The organism is Rhodocytophaga aerolata (assembly GCF_030503435.1).
Lineage (GTDB): Bacteria > Bacteroidota > Bacteroidia > Cytophagales > 172606-1 > Rhodocytophaga > Rhodocytophaga aerolata.
The window spans coordinates 163398-186700 of the sequence record NZ_JAUKPO010000009.1 but is presented as its reverse complement, the minus strand read 5'-3'; the positions used below and the strand labels follow the sequence as shown (position 1 = coordinate 186700).

At 41.1% G+C, this 23303-nt stretch carries 21 protein-coding genes; 10 read left to right on the top strand and 11 right to left on the bottom strand.

Features of this window, described 5'->3' with window-relative positions:
• The first annotated feature begins 14 nt into the window (after positions 1-14).
• On the top strand, positions 15-887 hold the full coding sequence (locus Q0590_RS17255; RefSeq protein WP_302038828.1) for a transglutaminase domain-containing protein: 873 nt from the start codon (positions 15-17) through the stop codon (positions 885-887).
• Positions 888-977: 90 nt separating this feature from the next.
• Here the strand turns inward: Q0590_RS17255 and Q0590_RS17250 are convergent, their stop codons facing one another.
• Positions 978-2165 (bottom strand): sensor histidine kinase, encoded by a 1188-nt coding sequence (locus Q0590_RS17250; protein WP_302038827.1) that lies wholly within the window; start codon positions 2163-2165, stop codon positions 978-980.
• A gap of 194 nt (positions 2166-2359) precedes the next feature.
• Between Q0590_RS17250 and hemA the strand changes: the two genes are divergently transcribed.
• A complete protein-coding gene (gene hemA / locus Q0590_RS17245; RefSeq protein WP_302038826.1) occupies positions 2360-3634 on the top strand; it encodes a glutamyl-tRNA reductase in 1275 nt (424 codons plus the stop codon).
• 86 nt (positions 3635-3720) lie between these two features.
• Here hemA and Q0590_RS17240 read toward each other — a convergent pair whose 3' ends face one another.
• Entirely contained in the window at positions 3721-5238 is a 1518-nt protein-coding gene (locus Q0590_RS17240; protein WP_302038825.1) for a DUF5723 family protein, read from the bottom strand.
• 353 nt (positions 5239-5591) lie between these two features.
• On the opposite strand from Q0590_RS17240, the gene tyrS reads away from it, so the two are divergent.
• Positions 5592-6869, top strand: coding sequence for a tyrosine--tRNA ligase (gene tyrS / locus Q0590_RS17235; protein WP_302038824.1), 1278 nt, complete (start codon positions 5592-5594; stop codon positions 6867-6869).
• A 35-nt stretch (positions 6870-6904) separates the two neighbouring features.
• On the opposite strand, the gene Q0590_RS17230 is transcribed toward tyrS, so the two are convergent.
• Both Q0590_RS17230 and dinB read right to left on the bottom strand, forming a co-directional pair.
• Positions 6905-7432 carry a GNAT family N-acetyltransferase gene (locus tag Q0590_RS17230; RefSeq protein ID WP_302038823.1) on the bottom strand — a complete coding sequence of 176 codons (528 nt, stop codon included), beginning with the start codon at positions 7430-7432 and terminating at the stop codon, positions 6905-6907.
• Positions 7433-7905: 473 nt separating this feature from the next.
• Positions 7906-9000, bottom strand: a complete 1095-nt coding sequence (gene dinB, locus Q0590_RS17225; protein ID WP_302038822.1) for a DNA polymerase IV — start codon at positions 8998-9000, stop codon at positions 7906-7908.
• Between the two features lie 447 nt (positions 9001-9447).
• On the opposite strand from dinB, the gene Q0590_RS17220 reads away from it, so the two are divergent.
• The 4 genes from Q0590_RS17220 (at position 9448) to Q0590_RS17205 (ending at position 13932) form a co-directional block, all read left to right on the top strand.
• Positions 9448-10950, top strand: coding sequence for a PAS domain-containing sensor histidine kinase (locus tag Q0590_RS17220; RefSeq protein WP_302038821.1), 1503 nt, complete (start codon positions 9448-9450; stop codon positions 10948-10950).
• 102 nt (positions 10951-11052) lie between these two features.
• Positions 11053-11508, top strand: a complete 456-nt coding sequence (locus tag Q0590_RS17215; RefSeq protein WP_302038820.1) for a response regulator — start codon at positions 11053-11055, stop codon at positions 11506-11508.
• Between the two features lie 96 nt (positions 11509-11604).
• Positions 11605-12843, top strand: coding sequence for a hybrid sensor histidine kinase/response regulator (locus tag Q0590_RS17210; protein WP_302038819.1), 1239 nt, complete (start codon positions 11605-11607; stop codon positions 12841-12843).
• Positions 12844-12882: 39 nt separating this feature from the next.
• The gene (locus tag Q0590_RS17205) at positions 12883-13932 is read left to right on the top strand and encodes a response regulator (protein WP_302038818.1); all 1050 of its coding nucleotides are present in this window, start codon (positions 12883-12885) and stop codon (positions 13930-13932) included.
• A gap of 64 nt (positions 13933-13996) precedes the next feature.
• Here Q0590_RS17205 and Q0590_RS17200 read toward each other — a convergent pair whose 3' ends face one another.
• From Q0590_RS17200 to Q0590_RS17190, 3 genes are all read right to left on the bottom strand, one after another.
• Positions 13997-14845, bottom strand: a complete 849-nt coding sequence (locus Q0590_RS17200; RefSeq protein ID WP_302038817.1) for a universal stress protein — start codon at positions 14843-14845, stop codon at positions 13997-13999.
• Between the two features lie 179 nt (positions 14846-15024).
• Positions 15025-15567, bottom strand: a complete 543-nt coding sequence (locus Q0590_RS17195) for an SRPBCC domain-containing protein (protein ID WP_302038816.1) — start codon at positions 15565-15567, stop codon at positions 15025-15027.
• A 56-nt stretch (positions 15568-15623) separates the two neighbouring features.
• Positions 15624-16775, bottom strand: a complete 1152-nt coding sequence (locus Q0590_RS17190) for a helix-turn-helix domain-containing protein (RefSeq protein WP_302038815.1) — start codon at positions 16773-16775, stop codon at positions 15624-15626.
• 135 nt (positions 16776-16910) lie between these two features.
• Between Q0590_RS17190 and Q0590_RS17185 the strand changes: the two genes are divergently transcribed.
• A complete protein-coding gene (locus Q0590_RS17185) occupies positions 16911-17405 on the top strand; it encodes a GNAT family N-acetyltransferase (protein WP_302038814.1) in 495 nt (164 codons plus the stop codon).
• A gap of 90 nt (positions 17406-17495) precedes the next feature.
• On the opposite strand, the gene rsgA is transcribed toward Q0590_RS17185, so the two are convergent.
• Positions 17496-18569: a ribosome small subunit-dependent GTPase A gene (gene rsgA / locus Q0590_RS17180; protein WP_302038813.1), complete on the bottom strand. Its 1074-nt coding sequence runs from the start codon at positions 18567-18569 to the stop codon at positions 17496-17498.
• Between the two features lie 374 nt (positions 18570-18943).
• Between rsgA and Q0590_RS17175 the strand changes: the two genes are divergently transcribed.
• The gene (locus Q0590_RS17175) at positions 18944-19738 is read left to right on the top strand and encodes a TspO-related membrane protein (protein ID WP_302038812.1); all 795 of its coding nucleotides are present in this window, start codon (positions 18944-18946) and stop codon (positions 19736-19738) included.
• On the opposite strand, the gene proB is transcribed toward Q0590_RS17175, so the two are convergent.
• On the bottom strand, positions 19739-20845 hold the full coding sequence (proB, locus tag Q0590_RS17170; RefSeq protein WP_302038811.1) for a glutamate 5-kinase: 1107 nt from the start codon (positions 20843-20845) through the stop codon (positions 19739-19741).
• A gap of 165 nt (positions 20846-21010) precedes the next feature.
• On the opposite strand from proB, the gene Q0590_RS17165 reads away from it, so the two are divergent.
• Positions 21011-21691, top strand: coding sequence for an HAD family hydrolase (locus Q0590_RS17165; RefSeq protein WP_302038810.1), 681 nt, complete (start codon positions 21011-21013; stop codon positions 21689-21691).
• A gap of 55 nt (positions 21692-21746) precedes the next feature.
• Here the strand turns inward: Q0590_RS17165 and Q0590_RS17160 are convergent, their stop codons facing one another.
• Positions 21747-22532, bottom strand: coding sequence for a DUF4488 domain-containing protein (locus tag Q0590_RS17160; protein WP_302038809.1), 786 nt, complete (start codon positions 22530-22532; stop codon positions 21747-21749).
• Between the two features lie 124 nt (positions 22533-22656).
• The gene (locus Q0590_RS17155) at positions 22657-23268 is read right to left on the bottom strand and encodes a hypothetical protein (RefSeq protein ID WP_302038808.1); all 612 of its coding nucleotides are present in this window, start codon (positions 23266-23268) and stop codon (positions 22657-22659) included.
• Positions 23269-23303: the final 35 nt, after the last annotated feature.

Here is a 23303-nt window from a genome sequence, read left to right as displayed (position 1 = left end):
CAACGCCCTACCGGATGACCGCAGAATACCTGATAGAATATTATACACGTAATGTATATGAATCTCCTGTTACCGAAGCGCTTTTTGAATTTATAGTTACACCGGCCTCAGATTCCGCCCAGCAACTCAAGGAAATTAAGTATGGATGCTCCTTGCCCGGCCAATTGTTTCATCATACAAATCCATTCGGTTTTGTGGCGACAAACCTGCGAACAATTAAGCCTTTCACTGAGTTTGAGTTCAGCATGATTGCCCGGGTAGAAAAAACCTATATAGCTCCTAAAACTTATCAGCCCTTGTCTCCGGAAGAAGAGTTGTTTTTACTGGCCTCCAGGGTTTTCATTATTGACCATTACCATTTTCTGGAATTTACCAAATACACCACCATAATTGATGAGCATGCAAACTGGATTGTATATAAACAACGCCGGCAACCAGTTTTTGATTTTTTACAGGAGTTAAATCAGTATATCTACAGCCGGCTGGAGTTCGACCCGGAGCCTACCAATGTGCATACCACCGCCAGCGAAGTAATAAATTTAGGCAAAGGCGTATGCCAGGATTATACGCATCTTTTTTTAGCTATTGCCCGGAAAAACCGAATACCCTGCCGCTATGTGTCCGGTTACCTGAATCAGGGAGGCAATCTTACCGGAGCTGCTGTCATGCATGCCTGGGCAGAAGCATTTATTCCCGGGCTAGGCTGGTGCGGTTTTGATCCGACGAATAACCTGCTAGTAGATAACAACTATATAAAAGCCGCCTATGGCACCGATTACAGTGACTGCTCACCCATGAAAGGTGTACTTAAAACTACCGGAAATCACCATACCGACTATCAGGTAAAAGTTACCCAGCAAGCAACAGAACCTGGTTCACAACAATAAAATAATGGCCTATGATTGTAGATGAATGATTAAGCACCTTTACACAAGTATATCATCCCTTGTCAATAATCATTCCTCATTAATCATTCTCTACGTTGTATCTATAATGATCCGGAAAGTGGTGCCTTTATTGATTTCCGATTGTTTGACGAATATCTTGCCCCGGTGATAATTTTCAATAATTCGTTTGGCCAGGGTTAAGCCTAATCCCCATCCCCGTTTTTTTGTGCTAAAGCCAGGCTCAAATACACGGGTTAAGTTAGATTTAGATATACCTTTTCCATTATCAGCAATATCAATGATCAGTTTATTATTTGGCTGCACCTTCAGATTAATATTGATCTCCCCTGCCCCAACCATGGCATCTACGGCATTTTTACAGATATTCTCTATCACCCATTCAAACAAATGCTTGTTGATATTAATCAAGGGAATTGGCTCATTGGGACAATTAACGTTTATCCGTATTTTACTGGATATCCGTTTCTGTAAATACCCAGTGATATGGTGCAACACGTCACACAAATTTTCCGGCCTTAGCGTAGGCATAGAACCAATATTGGAGAAACGGGCCGTAATCATCACCAGCCGCTCCACATCTTTTTCCAGCTCAGGAATTACATCATCTTCCGCAAACTTGGGATCAGATTTAAAATATTCAATCCAGGCCATTAGGGATGATAGCGGTGTACCCAGCTGATGCGCTGTTTCTTTAGCCAAACCCACCCAAACCTGGTTTTGCTCAGCTTTCCGCGAATAGCTAAAGGCTAAATAGGCTAAAAAAGCGAACACTGCTATTACAGTAAGCTGCACATACGGATAATACTTTAACTGGGAAAGCAAATAGGAATTCCGGTAGTAAATATATTGCACTTCATTATCGCCAAAGTTTACTACTACCGGCAGGTGCTCCTCCCGCATAATTTCTAATTCCTTATTCAGATACGCTTGCTTTTCCGCATGATTAATATCCAGGGAATCTATGCGGGCAGGCATCTTTATGTTCCGGTAAGACAAAATATTGCCATTGGCTACCCATATCACCGGAAATATCTCATTGGCCCTAATTACTTCCTTGAAGAAAAAAGTAATAGATTCATCATTGTCATCATTCACTAAAAATTGCAAGGCATTTGCATACAACTCTATCTGCTCCCGTTCCCGTTGCGCGAGCCTGTGTACCAGAATATTGGTATAATACACCGATCCACTTCCTATTAGCAAAGCTACAAGTACAATAATGATCTTGAATTTCGACTTGTCTTCGTATATATTCATGTGTGAATAATTGATTTTTACTAGTTCTACCCAATCTCTTCAGTATTAGTATCCCCTGGGCGAACGCAGTGCATAGCAATTTTATAAAACCAAATCCAATAGTTTAAAATTATTACAAATTGATGGTTTACTTGTGAAAAGTTTCATAATTAAGCAAAGAACTTGTAAATTTGCACCATAATTGAAACGTTTATATGCATCAACAATTTAAAGCTATCAGTATCTCCTACAAGCAGGCGCCACTGCATATCCGTGAAATGGTTGCATTAAATGAAGATAGCTCTAAGCGATTGATTACTACCCTGAAAGAAGTACTCGACATTTCAGAGGCCCTAATTCTCTCTACCTGTAACAGAACTGAGATTTATTATAGTTCTCCTGCTGATTTGAGTGTGGAGATAGTGAAGTTGCTTTGCGTGGAAAAAGGGGTAGCTACAAGTAATACGATACATGAATTTGTTCAGGTAATTAATTCCCATAACGAAGCCGTACAATATTTATTTGAAGTTGCTATTGGGTTGCATGCACAGGTGGTAGGCGACATTCAAATAATTAATCAGGTAAAACAAGCCTATCAATGGTCAGCAGACCTGGGTATGGCCGGGCCTTTTCTTCACCGCCTGCTTCACTCTATTTTCTTTACCAATAAAAAAATTGTACAGGAAACTTCCTTCAGAGATGGAGCTGCCTCCGTGTCATATGCCGCTGCTGAGTTAATAGAAGAATTAACTACAGATATTTATCAGCCAAAAGTTCTGGTGGTAGGGCTAGGAGAAATTGGAACAGATGTATGTAAAAACTTAGCTGAAAACAAAAAGCTTGACATCACCATTACTAACCGTACGCTTCATAAGGCACAAGAAATAGCCGCTGAACATACGTTGAAAGTAGTGGCGTTTGAAAATGTTTGGGAATCTATTGCCACTTCAGACGTAGTTATTTGTTCAATTGCCAAAAATGAGCCTTTCATTACTAAAGAACTGGTACAAAAAATAAATATCCTCTCGTATAAATTCTTTATCGACCTGGCAGTACCCCGCAGCATAGAAAGCCATGTAGAAGAAGTACCTGGTGCTTTAGTGTATAACATTGATGATATTCATGCTAAAGCAACCGAAGCCTTACAAAAACGGATTCAAGCTATTGATAAAGTGAAGCAGATCATTACAGCTTCCATTGCAGAATTTAATGAGTGGACGAATGAAACAGCTGTCTCTCCAACGATTAATAAATTCAAAAATGCTTTAGAGCAGATACGTCAGGAAGAAATGGCCCGGTACATGAAACAATTATCTGCCGAGGAAGCCGAAAAGTTTGACAAGCTTACCAAAGGTATGATGCAGAAAATTGTTAAGCTGCCAGTGTTACAACTAAAAGCTGCCTGTAAACGTGGCGAAGCCGAAACCCTGATAGATGTATTGAATGATTTGTTCAACCTGGAAAAACAATCCGAAAAATATACGAGTTAGTTTATCAAAATTTTAGTCTCTTGATACCTAACAAAAAGGCACTATTCCATAGGATAGTGCCTTTTTGTTTACTCTCTTTAAACCTGTTATATCTCAGGGCATCCTTTTAGTTCCCAAGTGCCAGGTACCGATTTACATTCATCTTTTTTATTCGAAACACCATCTTTGTCTTTATCTTTTATCTTACCTTTGAAGATAGGTATAACCATACCGGCGTATACGTTGGTACCGAAGGGCTTACCTCCTCCTACTACACCAGAAATATTATCTGATCCAACAAACAAAGGACCCACTTTCAGCATCGTACCTAAAGCAAAATCCCGGTGATTATTCATTAAAGCTAGTGGGAAAGATACTTCCAGCCATTTCATTTCCACACGTGGAGTTACCGCTACCATGGAATTCTGCCTCATACTAACCCCATACTTGCCACGCAAGCCTTGAATGATAGAAGTATTTACATATAATCTGTTAGCTATCCTGTAGTCGAAGGTAAGATGCAAGGCAGTAGGTAACCCAGACTTAAAAGAAGTTGCCTGTTCGGAAGCTTTAATATCCAGTACATCCACCAGCAGATCATCTATATTGTCGCTGTCGCTGTTTTCGATATCTTCTGCAGATATACTAACATTTTGCCGGGCAACGGTATAGCTACGGGAAAGGCCGGAATCGTTGTAGCGGATGCCGCCTATATCCATTAATGCTACGCCTACGCGGTATTTGTATTTATTTTTGCTGTTATCCAGTCCTTCTTCGCCATCCAGGGTGTAGCGGTAGTTATCAATAGCCGGGCGGTACTCATAGGTAAAGCCCAGGTCCATCCCCCATCCTTTGCCTGGAGCATTGCGGCTACCAAAAGAGGCTGCAGGATCAATTTCAAAACTACCTCTGGAGTAACCCATGCGCATATCCATACGCTGAATTTCAAGCATTGGGTTACCCTCCGTATCTTCTTTGATAGTATAGTTTAACTCTTTATTAATAAGATGAGCCGAATAAATACCTGTTAGTTTTTTAACAGTAACGCCGCCTTTTAGGAAATGCTTGTCTTTATCCAGGATAACTCTACCATAGGTAAGGCCGGTCTCCAAAAATGAATTCACATTAAACCCAAAATGACTGTTGTTGTACACATTTTGTAAACCATCGTTATCGGCTCCGTATTTTATAAGCTTTAGAATGTCTTCAGAAATACTATTTCCCTGAACGGCAGTTCTAAATCTGGAAGCTACTGCAAAACTGTGCTTAGCACTTAAGCGCACCATAAAAGAAGGCATACGTACATCGCCTGCCAAGGTGAACATCTTAGGTTTTCCATTCAACCGTTCCTGTAAATAGGCATTGTCTTTGCCAAAATCGTCGTTTGCCAGCGACTCAGCAAAGTTAGGGCCTGAATACCGTAAATAGTTATTGGTAACCAATCCATCAAACGTAAACATATTCAGATGAAACGTATACCGGGAATCGGCAATAGAAGAGGGATTCATATAAATCCCGTTGGTGCCGGCATAATTGCTGTTTGCAATGCCCAGTAACTGTTGTGCTTGAACATACTGTGTACCTAATAAGGCAGAAGCTGCCGTAATGAGTAATTTTTTTATCATAAGATCATTTGAATTATTGCAGCCAATAATAATACTCAGGCATCTTTCCGGAATTGTTTTTACACCCAAAACCCCACATGTGCTATAATGAAAGTCAATATTTACCGCTAATGCTATAAGTCATACATAAACAATCACTTATCTATTGGACTGAGTTTTATCGCAGGCTTTAAAAGTATATTGTATTTCGTGTTTTCTATCAAAAAATACCAAAGCTAGCCTTAGGGCGGTTTCTGTTTTGTACCTATAAGGCAGGTCTTGTATTGTATACCTCCAAGCAGTAGAGATGTCATACTTGTTTAAATATTCAGTGCATTCTGCTAACTTGCAACCTGAATTTTCACCTTATCCCAATGAAGAACTTTATAGAAGAACTACGCTGGCGGGGAATGATACATGATGTAATGCCAGGCACGGAAGAATACTTGAGTAAACAACTAACGGCTGGGTACATTGGTTTTGATCCTACTGCTGTCTCCTTACATATCGGAAACTTAGCTACCATTATGCTGCTCAAGCACTTACAACTCGCAGGCCACAAGCCGATTGCCTTAGTGGGTGGAGCTACCGGCATGATTGGTGACCCTTCCGGCAGAACGGCAGAACGGGAGTTTTTATCTGAAGAAACACTTAAGCGTAATCAGTTAGGTATAAAGAAACAGCTGGAAAAGTTTCTCGATTTCCATTCAGGGGCAAATGCTGCTGAAATTGTAAACAATTACGACTGGTTCCGCAATATAAATTTTCTGGAGTTTTTACGGGAAGCAGGCAAGCATCTTACAGTCAATTATATGATGGCCAAAGAGTCGGTAAAGAAAAGGCTTGAAGTTGGATTAACGTTTACTGAATTTTCCTACCAGCTGCTTCAGGGCTTCGATTTTTATTACCTGTATAAACACAAAAATGTCCGCTTGCAGATGGGCGGCTCTGATCAGTGGGGAAACATTACCGCAGGTACCGAACTCATACGCCGCAAAGATGGTGGTGAAGCTTTTGCTCTTACTGCCCCATTAATTACCAAATCAGATGGAACCAAATTCGGAAAAAGTGAAGGAGGCAATGTGTGGCTGGATGCCTCCCTTACCTCTCCTTATCAGTTTTACCAATTCTGGCTGAATGTATCGGATGAAGATGCATCCAGACTGATTCGGGTGTATACTTTGTTGGATAAGGTCAGCATCGAAACCCTTGAAGCTGAACATGCACAAGCACCTCATACACGGGTGTTGCAGAAGGCTTTAGCAAAAGAGGTAACCAGCATGGTTCATTCTGAAGAGGAGTATGAAAAAGCAGTAGAAGCCTCAGAAATCCTATTTGGTAAAGGCACCACCGAAACGTTACAATCCCTGGATGAAAATACGTTGCTGGCAGTTTTTGAGGGAGTACCTCAGGTAGAAATTAAAAAAGAAGCCTTACAGACAGATATTGCTTCGTTCCTCTCCTCTCATACCCAGTCATTGATATTTTCTTCGAAGGGGGAAGCCCGCCGGATGGTAAGTGGTGGCGGAGTAAGTATTAATAAGGTAAAAATTGAAAATGCAGATGAGGCAATGAATGTTGAATTACTTCAAGATAAGTACCTGATTGTACAGAAGGGCCGGAGAAACTATTATCTGGTACGGGTAGTGTAGAAACTAAAAAAGGCAGGTTTGTACCTGCCTTTTTACTATAATCTTTTTCGCATAACAAAATCATTCATCCAGAAATCGCCAATCGGTATATCTTCTTCTTTGTAAAAGACAAAGCCTACTCTTTCATAAAATGCCCTGGCCGGATTATATCTGTTTACATTCAACTCCAGTGTTTTGCCCCCTTCTTCCTGTACCTTATCTTCCACTGCCTTTATGAGTAGTTTTCCTATGCCTTTCCCATGTAATTCTGGTAATAAATATAGTTTCTGCAACTTATAAACCGTGTCGTTTTCTGGTTTAACAGAGTAAGACGCATATCCGGCAGGTTTATTCTGTATGTATAAGATTAAAAATGTATGCCCTAAACTGACCATCTGATTTTTAAGAGCCGCAGGCGCATACATTTCATTAAACATAAAATCTATCTGAGCCTTCGAAAGTATACCCTGATAGGTTGGTTCCCAGGTAGCTTTCGCCAGATCAATTATTACCGGCACATCACTCTCATTGGCTTTTTTAATCTGACTTTGTGGTATATCAGTTACAATCATATCAGAATTCATAGTTAAAGGGTATAGTATTCTCAATAAATGGGTAAAGAGTAAATTTAAAATTCTATGTAATATACAAAATCCTTTACTTACCGTTATCTTTAAATAAAATGTTCTGTAAATACAATTATCTATTTTTTAATGAAATTGTTTTCCAAATTTATTATTTTTCAACTATTTACCAACATATTTTTAAAAAAAGCAAAAGAAAATATTGAACTTTTACAGACTTGAATTAAATACTAGTTTATCATCAAATTATTTAAATTATATTTTTTAGTAAATTTATCCTACCATTTGTTTAGTATGCATACGTCGTACTATTTCATTTTTCCAGACGGCAGAATTTTCTATTTTCTGTGGATAGAACCTAGCTGGCTAACTAAACTAACAAATAATTTATACGGATAACAGAGGCAATTTGTGTAATCGGAGGATTGGAAATAAAATAGGGTGAGGTCTGAATTACCCAATAGTAAGTATGTTTAAAATGGAAATGAGAGTTGCTGGTTTTGAAAGGGTATCTCTCTATTTAACCCTGAAATACTTAAACCTAACAACCTAACCGGCTTAGTCCATTGTATTTCGTCGCACAACTGATAGGCAATTTGCATAATGGAACTATGGTCAGTAATGGGAAAGAGCACTGTTTTACTTCTGGTAATTTGCTTAAAATCAGAAAATTTAACCTTTAATGTTAATGTTTTCCCATAAGCCGTATGTTTATTTATTCTACCATCTACATCAAGGGCGATCCGAGCCAACTCTTCTTTTACACTATCTACGTCAGTTAAGTCAACCTCAAAAGTACTTTCAGCGCCTAATGACTTCCTGATCCGGTTAGGGTTTACGTCGCGGTCGTCTTGCGCACGGGATATCTGGTAATAAAAGTGGCCAACTTTCCCAAATTGTTTCACCAAAGCTGCTTCCTCCCATTGCATTAGATCGGCTCCCGAAAATATGCCCAGTGACTGCATTTTGGCAGCCGTAACTTTGCCAACACCATAAAATTTATCAATGGGTAACTTGGCTATAAACTCCTTTGCCTGCTTGGGCGTAATTACTGTCAGGCCATCTGGCTTCTGGAAATCCGTAGCCGTTTTAGCAAGAAATTTATTAAAAGACACGCCGGCAGAAGCGGTAAGGCCAGTTTGTAATTTAATCTGATCTTTTATCAACTGGGCTGTATGACGGGCAGAGGCTAACTGTTTTTTATTGGCTGTTACATCCAGATAGGCTTCATCCAGCGAAAGGGGCTCTACTAATTCGGTGTATTCCAGAAAGATGGATCGTATCTGCAGCGAGACCTCTTTGTACACATCAAACCGGGGTTTAACAAATACTATGTGGGGACAATTGGCATACGCTTTTCTGGACGACATAGCAGAATGAACACCAAATTTACGCGCTTCATAACTGGCAGCCGCCACTACCCCCCGTTCACGGCTCCCTCCTACGGCTACAGGTTTTCCTCTCAGCGTTGGAAAGTCACGTTGCTCTACAGACGCATAAAAAGCATCCATATCAATATGAATGATCCGCCGCATAGGTTGCAAATTGTTTTCTTCCGCTACACGCATAGGGTAAATGGCTGTGCCAGGTAATAACTCAATAATACGATTCTTTTCAAAAAGTTGCAGATTCTCTTCTAAGAGCTTCCTTGACTTTTAGTAGCTATACTGGATTTGCATTTAAGTGAAAATAGTAAGGATTCCTACAAATAAACAGGCCAAATACACGTAGTCTCTAAGAATCACTTCGCATAAATAATAGCAAAAAATTTCATTTACACGATTTATAAAAGCTAGTTGCTACAATCCTGGTAACAGGTGTATCTATCGTCTATTTTTTATTAATAGATAAATAGCAGATAGTAAATAGTAGTATCCTGTGATTTGATACCTCCACTACAAAAACTATCAGCCGGTTTGTTTATTGTTTCTGCTCCACAACTATGGATTTTCAACAGTTACCGTTTTTTCAGCCCATCATATTCCTTACATTTGTTTATTCCCAGTTAAATGCCTATGCCACTAAACCATAAAAATGCCGATAATTATTCCCAGTTAAAAGCTATTATAGACCACTTGCTGGATGGCATTCTTACCTTGGATACAAACTGTCATATCACGTCTGTAAATCCAGCAACGCTTTCTATTTTTAAGTACGAATTGGATGATATTATTGGTTTGCCTTTTTACAAATTACTCTCCCAGCCGTTTCAGGACTTTAACATCCGCGAGTATACTGGCAAAACACAGCAACTGGAAGGCGTACGGAAAGACGGCACCACCTTTCCTTTTGTACTGAGCAAAAGCACCATTGATTTGAATGGGAATATTTTTTATACCTGCACTATTCACGATACTTCGGATATGAAGCAAATGCAGGAAGCCTTACAGATCAGTGAGAACCGGATAGATGCCATTATCCGCAGTGCAGTAGATGGCATTATTACCATTAGTGAACGGGGAATTATAGAAATGGTAAATCCTTCGGCATCCAAGCTATTTGGTTATCAGCCAGAAGAACTAATGGGCAAAAGTGTGAATATGTTAATGCCAGAACCCGACAAAAGTTCACATGACCGCTACATGCAGAATTATATGCAAACTGGCATTGGCCGGATCATTGGCATTGGCCGCGAGGTTACTGGTTTACGTAAAGATGGCACTACCTTTCCCTTTCACTTAAGTATCAGCGAAGTACATTTGCTGCATAGGCGGGTATTTACCGGCTTTATTCACGATATTACAGAGCAGAAACTGTCAGAGGAAAGACTAAGGCGCTATGCCAATGAACTAGAACGCAGCAATGCCGAATTACAGGATTTTGCCTATGTGTCATCCCACGATTTACAAGAGCCGCTCCGCAAAATACAAGCATTTGGCGACAGGCTTAAGTCCAAAGAAGCAGATGCCTTGAGTGACCAAGGTAAAGATTATATAAACCGGATGCTAAATGCCGCTTCGCGAATGCAGAGTTTGATTAACGACTTGCTTACCTTTTCCAGAGTTACAACCAAAGCGCAGCCATTTTGCAAAGTAGATCTTAACGAAATCCTGGAAGGTGTGCTCTCGGATCTGGAAGTAGCCATTAACCAGTCGAATGCCCATATTGAAGCCGTAAAACTACCTGTGATTGAAGCAGAACCCATACAAATGCGGCAATTATTCCAGAACTTATTAGCCAATGCATTGAAATTCCGGAAAGCAGATACCTCTCCGGTAATTAAAATTACCACCAAACATTTGCAACGGAAAGCCCATTTAATAGCCACACCAGGCGATGAATTGATAGAGTTATCTGTTGAAGATAACGGCATTGGCTTTGATGAAAAATATCTGGATAAAATTTTTAATGTATTTCAACGGTTGGAAGGCCAGAAGTATGAAGGTTCGGGCATTGGCTTAGCCATTTGCCGCAAAATAGCTATCCGGCATGGAGGCAACATCACGGCTAAAAGCGAGCCAGGAAAAGGTTCTACCTTTATTGTTACCTTGGCTACCAAGCAACCAAAAAACACCTGATATAGTATAGAACAACTAGCAACTTTCTATTACTTTTGCTTCTACCCTCTTCTGGTAAGCTAAAGATCCGATATTTCCGTTTTTATTTTTTTATCTATTCTTATGGCGAAACAAACTCATACTTCAATAGTGATACTTGTAGCAGACGACGATGCCGAAGACCGGATGCTGGTCAACGACGCTTTAGAAGAAAGCCGGCTGGCAAACATGGTTCATTTTGTAGAAGATGGCGAAGAACTGATGGACTATTTGCGTAACCGGGGCAAATATGTGGATAAAGCAAAATACCCCTCTCCCGGCCTCATTCTTCTGGATCTAAATATGCCCCGGAAAGATGGCCGCGAAGCTGTTAAAGAAATAAAAGCAGATCCGAAACTGCGCATTATTCCCATTGTGGTGCTTACCACATCCAAAGCCGAAGAAGACATTATCAAAACCTACGATCTGGGCGTAAGTTCCTTCATAACCAAACCCGTCACCTTTTCATCGATGGTCGAAATCATGAAAACACTAGGAAAATACTGGTTTGAGATTGTAGAGCTACCTCCCAAACGGTAATAAGTTTAATGGTTTATAGGCATATTAGTTATTTTCCGGCAAAGGCTGGCATGCCTGCTTTATACATCCATCTTTTACAACTTACACACAGCATAAATGGAGGAAGTGATAAAGATACTACTCATAGACGATGATGAAGAAGATTATATCATCACACAGGATATTATTGAAGATATTCCCAACAAAAAGTATCTTCTGGAGTGGGTTAATTCTTACGAAAAAGGGAAAGAGAACATTGACCAAGCAAAGCATGATATTTACCTGGTAGATTACCGCCTGGGTATAAACAGTGGCCTGGAACTTATCCGCGAAGCTATTGGAAGTGGGTGTACCACGCCGCTTATTCTGCTTACCGGGCAGGGCGATCAGGAGATTGATGAAAAAGCGATGAAAGCCGGAGCAGCCGATTATATAGTAAAAGCTACCCTGAATCCTTACCAACTGGAACGCTCCATCCGCTACTCGATAGAACATGCCCGTAATCTGAAACAAATCCGGCAGCTGAATATGGACCTGGAAAGACGCGTAGAGCAGCGGACACAGGACCTGGAACTAGCCTTGAAAAAACTAGAACATACCAATGAAAATTTAAAACGGGCAGAGAAAGAAACGCTTAAAGCACTGGAAAAAGAACGGGAACTTAACACCATGAAATCCAAGTTTGTAACCATAGCCTCCCATGAGTTCCGTACACCCCTAAGCACCATTCTTTCTTCTGCTTCGCTGATAGCTAAATACAACGCACCCGGCGATGAGGAGAAACGCCAGAAACATATTAGCCGCATTAAATCTTCTGTAAACAACCTCACCGGCATCCTGAACGACTTTCTTTCCATCGGAAAACTGGAAGAAGGAAAAGTTACCAATGATCCTACAGATATTGATATCCGGCATTTTTCAGAGGAGTTAATCGAGGAAATTACGCCCATGCTAAAAGAAGGGCAACATATTATCTATACACATCAGGGAGAAAACAGCAATTTGCATACCGACAAACAACTGTTGAAAAATGCCCTGCTCAACCTGCTCTCCAATGCCAGCAAATACTCTGAGGCAGGGAAACCCATTGAATTGAGTTCGTCTATCACTGATAAAGCCTGTATGATTGCCGTAACCGACCATGGCATTGGCATACCCGATTCCGATAAGCAACACTTATTCAGCCGCTTTTACCGTGCACAAAATGTAACCAATATTCAAGGCACTGGTTTGGGGCTAACAATCGTAAAAAGATATGTAGAATTAATGAGCGGAATTATTAAATTTAATAGTGAAATAAACAAAGGCAGCACATTTACCATTATGCTTCCGCTTGCCATTGGCAAAATCCGGTAGTTAGTGCTACCATGGATATTAACCTTACTTTTATTTTCGATGAGAAAGATATTATTAATAGAAGACAACCCAGATGTAAGAGAAAACACAGCAGAAATATTAGAACTGGCTAACTATGAAGTACTAACCGCGGAGAATGGGAAAGTAGGTGTGGAGCTGGCAAAAAAAGAAATTCCCGACCTGATAATCTGCGATATCATGATGCCCGAACTGGATGGCTATGGGGTGCTTCATATGTTGGGGAAAAATCCTGCTACAGCTGGAATCCCCTTTATTTTTCTTACGGCAAAATCAGAGAAAGACGATTTCCGCAAAGGAATGAACCTGGGTGCCGACGACTACCTGACTAAACCTTTTGACGACCTGGCATTATTAGATGCCATTGAGATGCGCCTGGCTAAAAACGACCGGCTGAAACAAACTGCCGGTGCCGGAAATGCTTCTGCCATTACTTCCCGGGGTCTGGAAGAGTTGGATAAACTCCTGGCCGACGAACGCAAGATTGTACAGGTGAAGAAAAAACATGTTATTTTTTCGGAAGGCAGCCACCCCCATGCGCTTTACTATATTATTCAGGGAAAAATTAAAACATACAAAACCAACGAAGATGGCCGTGAATTTATCACTGGCTTACATGCAGCTGGCGAATTTATCGGGTATATAGATTTGTTAGAAGAAAACAGATACACCGAATCAGCGGCAGCTCTGGAGGAATGTCAGTTATGCGTGATCCAGAAGCAAGATTTCTTTGCCTTATTGCATCAAAACCGGGAAGTATCCGGCAAGTTTATTAAGCTACTGACCAACAACGTTATTGATAAAGAAGACCGCCTGTTAAAACTTGCCTACAACTCAGTACGGAAACGGGTGGCCGAATCCCTGCTGATGATGTGTACCCGGTACGACAAAGAAAATGCTGCTGAAAATGGATTCCCAGTATCCAGGGAAGATCTTTCTGCGCTTACCGGAGCCTCAAAAGAAACCGTAATCCGCACACTATCCGACTTTAAAGACGAAAAACTGATAGAAATCTCAGGCAAAACCATTCGCCTGTTAAATAAAACAAAGCTGGAAAGAATGAAAAATTAACACAAAAGCCCTGCTTAAAAAGCAGGGTCTTTGCCAAACAAATCAAACACTTATTAATCTTTATTTAACTAATTATCCTATAACTAAGTACAGGAATATTGGCATGGTTGACTACATTACCGGTAATACTGCCATCCATAAAATAGGCTAAGCCCCGTCGTCCGTGCGTAAGCATCACAATCATATCTGCTTTTGTTTTAGAAGCAAAATTGATAATACCTGCCTCATAGCTAAATTCATTGACGATGGTAAACGTATAGTTTTGCAGCTGATATTTTTTGCTGAACCGCACCATTTTTTCTTCAATATTGGCTGAAGTATCAAAATTTAACGGCGTATTGATATGCACTACATGCAAACTAAAATTAAATAGCTTTTGCCACTCGAGTAGTTTATGGAGAAAGGAAGAATAATTTTCCTCAAAGTTTGCTGCCAGTACCACATTTTTCAGCTCAAAGGCTTCAGGTTGCTTCCGGATAGATAATACCGGACAGGTGGCAAACCGCACTACTTTTTCCGTATTAGAACCTACTAATAACTCATGCAGGCCACTATCCCCTTTTGTACCCATCACTATCAGGTCTACGCGTTCGCCGGCTATGCTCTGGGCAATATGCTTATATACATTGCCTACTTTTACCTCATGTGTAAGCTGGATACCAGCCAGCTTTTTATCCTGCATCCGGGCATGCAACTGCTCATGGGCTTTTTCAATAAGCTTCATCACAAACAATTTATCCATAGAATTCTGAGGAATATAATCGCCTGCAGGGCTAAACGTCTCATGTGGCAAATCTTCGACTATGTGTAATAATTCTATACTTGCTCCGGAGGTGGCCGCAATCTTGGCGGCTGCTTCCAGGGCATAGTCTGCTTCCGTAGAGAAGTCGGTAGGAACTAATATCTTTTTCATAGTTGTAGTGTTTTACTCTCCAATTGCCTACGAACGAAGCGCTGTATTATCCATTTTCCAGGAAACTCGTAAAGCAGCTTTTTTTGTGTTCGTAACAATACAAATTTGCTTATTTGCTCTATGGCAGCCAACGACGGAAAGCACCAGACATGCTGACGTATATCATTTTTTGCTTTTTGCTACTTTTTTTCTGCCCGCTCTTTCAGGGCCTGGTTCATGAGTTCGAAACCTTTTAAAGTGGGTGCATGCAAGCTATTCCAAAGAAGCGGCACCAATATGCCACTAAATTGCTCGGAATGAATTAACAGTGTCTGTGCCTGCGCTACCGGAACCAATTTAAAACTATGCCGGCCATCAAATAATCCGGAAATCCATAATTTGCCTAACCACTGTAATTCCGAATTAACTTCATACGTTTGAATAAGCGGCGTAAATTCCATGGCTTTCCCCCCATACGGTTGAATTAATGCTTTAAGTCTTCCCTGTACTTTTTTTTCGCCACTTATTTTTTTAATAAAAGGATTCCATACAGGATATTGCTCGAAATCGGTTAAAATAGCCCATATTTTTTCAGGAGAAGCATTTATTTGAATTTCTGTGCGGATAGTTTTCATTGTGCTAGTGAGTTGAGTGAATAAGATGATGTAAAGTTGCCGGATTGCAAAGGCAAAATCGTTCGTAAGGCTAAACCTGGACGTCCAGGTTTGTAAACCTGCACTCATTTCGCATGAGAAATAGCTGCGTACCTACTAAGGGTTGTTATACAAGATAGAGGGGATTATTTTTTAACCTGAACCCGGAACTGGGAAGGGGTCTGGCCAGTCTGATTTTTAAACGCCAGGTTGAAGGCCGATTTAGAGTTAAACCCAGAATCGAAGGCAATTGCCAGGATGGTAAAATGGCTGTAGGCAGGATCAAGCAATCTGGCTTTTACTTCTTCCACCCGGTGGCTATTTATAAAATCGTAGAAATTCTGCCCAAGCTGCTCGTTAATAACTTGAGACAGATAATGCGCTGGTATGTCCAGTGTATCGGCCAGTAGTTGCAAGGATAGATCGGGGTTGAGGTACAACTTATCTTGCTGCATTCCTTTCAACAGCTTTTGCAAGTATTTCTGAGATTTTTCTTCGCTAAGGGTAGAGTTCTCATACCGGGCAACTGGCCTTACTTCTTCCGGAACTACAGGTACAGAGTGAGTCACTACATTTTTTTCTACAGAAGCTGGCATTACAAATACCCTAGCCTGCCGGATACCCAATACACCTACCGTGTAGATGACACTCGTTAACAGCAAAGAAGTTAGGTAGTTGCTTACAAGAAAACTTAAATGCCCAGTAAGAATAAGTGCATACATGAGAAAGCTACAGGCGATAACCACCAAAAGTAGTTTAGCTACCTGGTTAAGCCAATCCAGATTCAGCCTTTCCACATTAGAAAATTGTTCCTTTAGTTGCTTATTGTAATGATTTAACAAACGATAGGTAAAGTAGGTGTAAACCAATAGGATTACTGAACGAAGCAAAATAATAAATAAAATTCCAGGCGATGTAGATTCCTGCATCTGTTGAACAAAAGCAACTTTCTGTGCAGCAGGTTGTAGAAAAAACGGAATAAGATAAAGAACATAGCCTGCAAAAGGCACAAAGTGTAATAAATCTTTGCGGGTAAGTTTATTCCGCGTGAGTGACCGGGCATAGAAAAGAAACAGCGGGCCAATCAGTAATACCACCGGATCGCCTACGCGGATTAAATGTGGAAACTCCATGTAATAACCCGATGCACCCAGCGTAGCTCCGGCAATGCCAATAGCAAAGCTTACAAGCAAAGCCGCCAGTAAATAGTTAGCTTGGCGGTTCCCTGCTTTCACCGTACATAATGCGACCGCCGTGAATAGCCCTTGTGCTATGCCTAGCAAATTTATAATAGCCACAACGTACCAATGATCATTTACTAACATAAGAGCAGTTCTCAACCAAAATTACGCATTGGCTGTACTTTCACAAATTTTGCAGTAAATTCAATCTTGAAAAGCTACCATCAACCTACTTTCCTGTACACCCTTCCTATGGATACCCACTTACTCATCAGACAAGCATTGGAAACCGATAAAGAAGCCATTTGGGAGATTATCCGTCAGGTAATCCGTAACGGCGATACGTATGTATTTTCTCCGGACACGCCTAAAGATGAAATGCTTCAGTACTGGTTCAGCAATGGTACCTATACCTTTGTAGCAGAACTTGAAAACAAGATTGCTGGCACCTTCATTTTCAAGGCAAACCAGCCAGGGCTTGGCTCACATGTAGCCAATGCCGCTTTTATGGTCAACCCAGCTATGCAAGGCAAAGGAATCGGCAGCGCATTGGGCGAAGCAGCCTTACGGGAAGCTAAACAGGCGGGTTTCCTGGCTATGCAATTCAATATAGTTGTCAGCACAAATACGGTAGCCAAAAGACTGTGGGATAAACTGGGATTTACAACTATCGGTCGATTGCCAAAGGTATTCAACCATGCGGAATATGGTTTAACAGATGCCTTTGTTATGCACCGTTTCCTGTAGCTTTTAAAACACGTATACCTTCCTGGACTATATCTGGCAAGCTTGTTTGGTTCACTAGCCCAGTCAGGTGTACGTGTTCTGGTCAATGTATTACTCCCGGTGTTTGTAACTATTTTTTAATTGTTTATGCAGGCTTTTTACTTGTTTCTTGTGAGCCAGAAAACTATGTATATCCGTTTTGACAGATAAATAATTCAACTCTTTCTGCAACTTCAGAAAACTCTGGTACCTCTCCGGAAGTAATTCTCCTGCGTCTATAGCTGCCAAAACCGCACATCCTTTCTCCTGCGTATGGCTACAATCTGCAAACCGGCATTGTAAAGTAAGCTGAGAAATATCCTCAAAGGCTTCGTCCAGGCCTTCCTCTGCCTGCCACAACTGTAACTCCCGCATACCCGGAGTATCTATCAGAATTACGCCATTTTCAAGCAATAGCAACTCCCGGTGAGTGGTAGTATGCCTGCCTTTCGAATCTACACTTCGCACAAGGCCGGTTTCTAGCCTCTTTTCTCCCGCCAGCTGGTTAATAAGACTAGACTTTCCAACCCCGGAAGAACCGGTGAATGCTATCGTTATCCCTGGTTGTAAATAGGGAGCTAACTTTATAGACACATTGTCTTCCAGGCAGCTCAAGGCAACTACCGGAACATTACCAGCCGATGCTTTCACTTCCGTTAGCTTCTCTTCCAGGTTATGGCACAAATCTGATTTGTTTAACACCACCACTGGCCTGGCCCCACTCTCATGCGCCATTACCAGATACCTTTCCAGTCTGCGGATGTTGTAGGACTGATCCAGGGATTGTACGATAAATAGCAGATCAATATTGGTGGCTATTATTTGTTCTTCTACTTTGGCTCCGGGTACTTTCCTAGAAAAGCACGTTTTCCGCTTTAATACCTCGTGAATAATTGCCTTTTGTTCTTGCTCGAAAACAGAAATAACTACCCAGTCGCCTACTTTGGGTAAATCCGCAGGTGACTGACTGGTGTATAAGAGTTTTCCGGTAAGTTCTCCGGTAAGCAATCCGTATTCCGAATAAACAACATACCGGGTTTTGTTCTCTTGTACGATTCTGCCTGCAGAAAAGCCTTGGTTTTTGTAAGATATAAATTGATTATTAAAATATGGGGTAAAACCCATACCTTCTAAGGGATGATTCATGGTGAGATTAATTGAGTGATATAAAAAATTAGAATGGAAGAAAAGGCGAAGCGGCCTTTCTCCAAATGAAAAAGGATAGAGGATTCTTGGATATACTAGCTAGTGAAGTACAACCAAGAGATTAGGCTATCTCAGGCAGACGGTACATAACCTGTGGGAAAAGTAGTAAAGAAACAGTCGTTTTCAGAGGCGTTGTTTTATTCAACTACCCAAATATACAATCATACCTGTTTCGTGTCAATACAAACAACCGTTTTTTTTGGCTTATCCTAAGGTACCCTACCCTGCTATTTCGTACACCCATTATATTTATTCTTAACAATAGCTTAGCTCAGCCGTTATACAAGTATAAAATCAGCAACCAATATTGTCCAATGAATACCAAACAAACGCAACCGATACTAAGGCGGTGGGTAACTTTAGTAGCCGTTCTGGTGAATGTATTCTTCAACTATTATCTGAACGCAAAACCCATTAGTGGAAAAACGATAGGTGATGTTTCCAATCAGTACCCAACGCTGATTACGCCTGCTGGGTATGCCTTCTCTATCTGGGGAATAATTTATCTGTCGTTTATTATTTATGCGATTTTGGGGGTCTTACCCTCACAACGAAAACATCAGGTTTACAGCCGGTTATCCATGCCATTAATTGCCACAAGTATGTTAAGTATTACCTGGCTTATTAGCTTTAGCTTTGAGTACATAGCCCTAAGTGTACTGATTATTTCGGGTATGCTGCTGACAGCGATCATTCTTTTTGGGAAAGCGAAGCAAGCTGTATTCCGTAATGAAGCCCGGTTCTGGATTGCTATCCCTTTTGCTTTGTACATAGCTTGGCTGTCGGTGGCAACCATTGTAAACACATCCGTCTGGCTGAAGGACATGGGCTGGAAGGGAGGTGCCTTGGGCGAATCGCCCTGGACCATGGGCATGCTTGGTGTTATATTAGTGGTAAGTATAGTCATAAGCTATATCTTCCGGGATATCGTGTATCCGATGGTGATTGCCTGGGCTACCATTGCCATCTATGTCGCCAGGCAAAATGAAAACGAATCGGCGGTAGCTACAGCCGCCTTAATAACCGGAATTAGCGTAGGTGTATGGGCAATCGGATATGGGCTGTGGCTGTACAAAAAAGGTCAGCCCATAAATGCCTGGCAAGCGTAACTAAGATACCGGTGACTCTGCCTGGTCGTAGAGAAACAGGTAATCGTAATGCACCAAAGGCTTTTTGTTTTTTTCGCCCATCGCAGATCTGGCAAGGTCAGAGCTATACTGGGCCATTCCAAGGCCTACCAATTCTCCCTTTTCTGAAAATATCTTTACAATATCTCCTTTGGCAAATTCACCTTCTATTTTCACAACGCCTACAGGAAGCAAACTGGTAGCTTTTTTTGTTTGGAACAATTTTTCCCTGGCTCCTTCATTAATTAATACTTTTCCTTTGGCATACCCTTCTGAGTTGGCCACCCACCGCTTTAACTTGGATTTGTTGGCGAGTGTAGAAAATACCGTACCTACCGTTTCCTTATTTAAAATGGAAGTTACTATACCAGGTGTTTTGCCATTGGCGATATGCACTTTTATTCCCACTAATGAGAGTTTATGGGCTATACTGCATTTAGTAAGCATGCCGCCCCTGCCAAAATTAGATTTCTCGGCGGAGATAAAGGCAGAAAAATCAGTTTTACTCGAATCAATCAATGGAATTACCTGGGCTCCGGGTTCTTTTGGCGGCCGGTCGTATATCCCATCTACGTTAGTCAGAATGATGAGCGCTTCAGCCCCTACCATAGAAGCAATGAGTCCGGCCAGTTCATCATTATCTGTAAACATCAGCTCCGTAACCGAAACCACATCATTTTCATTTACTATAGGAATAATATTATGCTGTAGCAGGGCTCCCAGGCAACTCTTCATATTTAAGTAGTGAATGCGGTCGCGGAAATCTTCTTTGGTCACTAGTACCTGGGCGCAAAGCAAGTTATAAGCTTGCAGCAGACTAGTATACGTATTTATTAATTTTACCTGTCCGATGGAGGCTAGCAGTTGTCTTCTGGCAACTGTATCCGTTTTGGCAGATACCTGAAATAAACTTCTGCCGGAAGCCACCGCACCCGAAGAAACCAGGATTACTTCCGTGCCTTGTTTTTTTGCCTGGTGTATCTGCTCTATCAACTGACTCATGATGCTCAAATCGGGCAAGCCATTTTCGCCGGCAATAACATTTGAACCAACCTTCACAACAATTTTTCTGTACACAGAGGCAGACATAAAAAAATAGATTTATGCTGGCGAAAATAGAAAATAATCAATCTTTGTACAAAATATCGGCTGTAAAGAATATGCCTGCAACTTCTTTGTATCATTTGTCTTGAATTACAGGTTATTTACCCTAGCTCTTATTTAGAAAAGAAATATAAAACCTTCGCATACTTTATGAATACAACAAAAATAGCCGTGCTGTTTGATATGGATGGTGTACTGGTAGACAATATGGCCTATCACAAAGATTCCTGGTTTGAGTTCTTCAACCGGTATAATCTCCCTCTTACCGAAGAAGAGTTTGTCAACTTTGTTAGTGGCAGGGTTGCTAAAGAAGTATTGGAACATTTGTTCAGAAAGCCGTTAACACCGGAAGCAATTAGCAGGTATACAGAAGAGAAGGAAGAGTTGTACCGCAAAATTTACAAACCTCATATTAAACCGATGCCCGGCCTGATTAACTTTTTGCAATCGTTGAAAGAAAACAAAGTAGCCTTGGCCGTGGGTACTTCAGCGCCTACCTCTAATATTGATTTTACATTGGTAACTACAGGCCTGAAGCCTTTTTTTGATAAAATAGTCGATGCTTCCTTCGTAAAAAAAGGCAAGCCAGACCCTGAAATATATCTGAAAGCAGCAGATTTCTTGCAGGTATTGCCACAAAACTGTGTCGTGGTGGAAGATTCTCTGTTAGGTATTCAAGCTGGTATTCAGGCAGGCATGAAAGTAATTGGTGTTACTACCACGCATGCAAAAGAAGAGCTAACCCAGCCTCACCTGCTGATTCAGGATTTTCGGGAGATTACCTATGATCAAGTAAAAGCACTGTTGCAAGCGAAGCAGAAAGAAACCTGAACAGGCAACTGAGTTAATTCTCCAGATGCCTGCTTGTTTCCTGCGCATATTTTTTTTAGTTGCTTACTTCATCTACATTTGACCATACTTCTTTAATCGGGTTTCCAGTAGAGCTTGTTCCAGAGTGAAGCCAGTCGCGGCCATTTACTTCAAAATCAAAACTTAGTTGCATCCCTACCCGGCTTGGATCTCTGGAAAAGAACTCAATGGTTTCCGTGTATTTACCTTCTTTGGCTGTATAAGTGCCACCGCCTGTGCCTGAAAACTGTTTGGTAGCTGTATTGAAAGCAATCCACTGGAACCGGGTGTCTGACATCATCTTAATCGTTTTACGTGGCCCTTGTTGCATAGCAGACATGCTTCCAGTAGAAGGATCTACCCGTTGGGTGATGCGCCAGGCTCCACGTAAAGGAGAATTCCTAGCTGACTCTTCCGGTATTTTTTCCCAGGTTTCATTAACTGTTTTTCCATACTTAGTTCCGGAAAGTTGCCATTTGCCGTTTTTCAAAACACTTTTCAACGTAACAGTGCTTCCAACAGTAGTTGAATCCATGCTGTTGAACTCCATGTTCTCCAGCAGGTTAGTGCCATTTAATGAGTATGTCCCTCCTTCGGTTCCAGCAAATTTCTTTCCTGCCAGATCATAATAGGCAATGGTAAAATAAGAACCTGTTACAATCTTTACTGCCGTAACCTCACTAGTTCCTAGTTTGACTGTCATACGGTAAGCACCTGCCAGGGAACTGTCGGCATACTGGTTGGTGGGGCTATAAAAATGAAAGCCGGTAAGAGCTGCTAAGCTGAAAAAAATCAAACATACAAATGTACTCGGGGTTTGCATAAATAATAAGTTAGGTTGATAGGTAGATCAATCGGATTGGCCGTATAATAATAGATTTAATTCAAGCTTTGAATAAACAGAAAAGCATAAGTGATTAACCACAAATTAATTACACTAAGTTATTCTATCCTTCCAGAAGCATCCGGATGACACCATCACGTAAGTATACTTGTATTTGTTTGAGCTGTACACCTGCTGCGGCTGCTGGTAATACGATATTCTGAAAACTATTTGTTATGGAAGTATCCAGGCTATAATACAATGCGCCATCCTGGTAGCGTACCTGCATGGTAACAGGCATTTTATATTTTACTCCCCCTATCGAACATTCTCCCTCCAGAACCAGTGTGCGGCCATTACGGAAATCTGTAAAATTAGGTACACTTTCGTTCAGGTAAGCATATAACCGGAAACCTTCCGATAACTCCTGTGATGTACCCCTTTCAATAAAAACCGTATTAAATACATTCATCTCGGTAGCACTGTTGGAAGCATATACCTCTTGCAAGGGCATCAGAAACTCGAACCTTCGCAAGCGGCTATTGTAGCGGCCATCGAAATGCCTGCCAATGTAGTCGTAGGAATTACTGCTGCCCCGCATCGTAAGCAGCACATTGGTAGATCTGGTAAAATCAATGGTTTGCGCAATGGCAGTTTCTTGAAACAGAAGCCCCAAAACTAGACTAACCAGTGATAGTGTTATGTAATAATTAGGCTGGCGTAATAAATATCTCATAGTGAATAAGCTATAATAGTAGTAATATAAACAAA

What these genes read in the sequence shown, in the direction of transcription:
- tyrS (WP_302038824.1), top strand. Translation starts at nt 5,592, where the DNA reads ATGAAGAACTTTATAGAAGAACTACGCTGGCGGGGAATGATACATGAT.
- hemA (WP_302038826.1), top strand. Translation starts at nt 2,360, where the DNA reads ATGCATCAACAATTTAAAGCTATCAGTATCTCCTACAAGCAGGCGCCA.
- Q0590_RS17195 (WP_302038816.1), bottom strand. Translation starts at nt 15,567, where the DNA reads ATGAGTGCAGGTTTACAAACCTGGACGTCCAGGTTTAGCCTTACGAAC.
- rsgA (WP_302038813.1), bottom strand. Translation starts at nt 18,569, where the DNA reads ATGAATCATCCCTTAGAAGGTATGGGTTTTACCCCATATTTTAATAAT.
- Q0590_RS17220 (WP_302038821.1), top strand. Translation starts at nt 9,448, where the DNA reads ATGCCACTAAACCATAAAAATGCCGATAATTATTCCCAGTTAAAAGCT.
- Q0590_RS17205 (WP_302038818.1), top strand. Translation starts at nt 12,883, where the DNA reads ATGAGAAAGATATTATTAATAGAAGACAACCCAGATGTAAGAGAAAAC.
- Q0590_RS17210 (WP_302038819.1), top strand. Translation starts at nt 11,605, where the DNA reads ATGGAGGAAGTGATAAAGATACTACTCATAGACGATGATGAAGAAGAT.
- Q0590_RS17200 (WP_302038817.1), bottom strand. Translation starts at nt 14,845, where the DNA reads ATGAAAAAGATATTAGTTCCTACCGACTTCTCTACGGAAGCAGACTAT.
- Q0590_RS17240 (WP_302038825.1), bottom strand. Translation starts at nt 5,238, where the DNA reads ATGATAAAAAAATTACTCATTACGGCAGCTTCTGCCTTATTAGGTACA.
- Q0590_RS17155 (WP_302038808.1), bottom strand. Translation starts at nt 23,268, where the DNA reads ATGAGATATTTATTACGCCAGCCTAATTATTACATAACACTATCACTG.
- Q0590_RS17255 (WP_302038828.1), top strand. Translation starts at nt 15, where the DNA reads ATGACCGCAGAATACCTGATAGAATATTATACACGTAATGTATATGAA.
- dinB (WP_302038822.1), bottom strand. Translation starts at nt 9,000, where the DNA reads ATGCGTGTAGCGGAAGAAAACAATTTGCAACCTATGCGGCGGATCATT.
- Q0590_RS17185 (WP_302038814.1), top strand. Translation starts at nt 16,911, where the DNA reads ATGGATACCCACTTACTCATCAGACAAGCATTGGAAACCGATAAAGAA.
- Q0590_RS17175 (WP_302038812.1), top strand. Translation starts at nt 18,944, where the DNA reads ATGAATACCAAACAAACGCAACCGATACTAAGGCGGTGGGTAACTTTA.
- Q0590_RS17215 (WP_302038820.1), top strand. Translation starts at nt 11,053, where the DNA reads ATGGCGAAACAAACTCATACTTCAATAGTGATACTTGTAGCAGACGAC.
- Q0590_RS17165 (WP_302038810.1), top strand. Translation starts at nt 21,011, where the DNA reads ATGAATACAACAAAAATAGCCGTGCTGTTTGATATGGATGGTGTACTG.
- Q0590_RS17230 (WP_302038823.1), bottom strand. Translation starts at nt 7,432, where the DNA reads ATGAATTCTGATATGATTGTAACTGATATACCACAAAGTCAGATTAAA.
- Q0590_RS17250 (WP_302038827.1), bottom strand. Translation starts at nt 2,165, where the DNA reads ATGAATATATACGAAGACAAGTCGAAATTCAAGATCATTATTGTACTT.
- proB (WP_302038811.1), bottom strand. Translation starts at nt 20,845, where the DNA reads ATGTCTGCCTCTGTGTACAGAAAAATTGTTGTGAAGGTTGGTTCAAAT.
- Q0590_RS17160 (WP_302038809.1), bottom strand. Translation starts at nt 22,532, where the DNA reads ATGCAAACCCCGAGTACATTTGTATGTTTGATTTTTTTCAGCTTAGCA.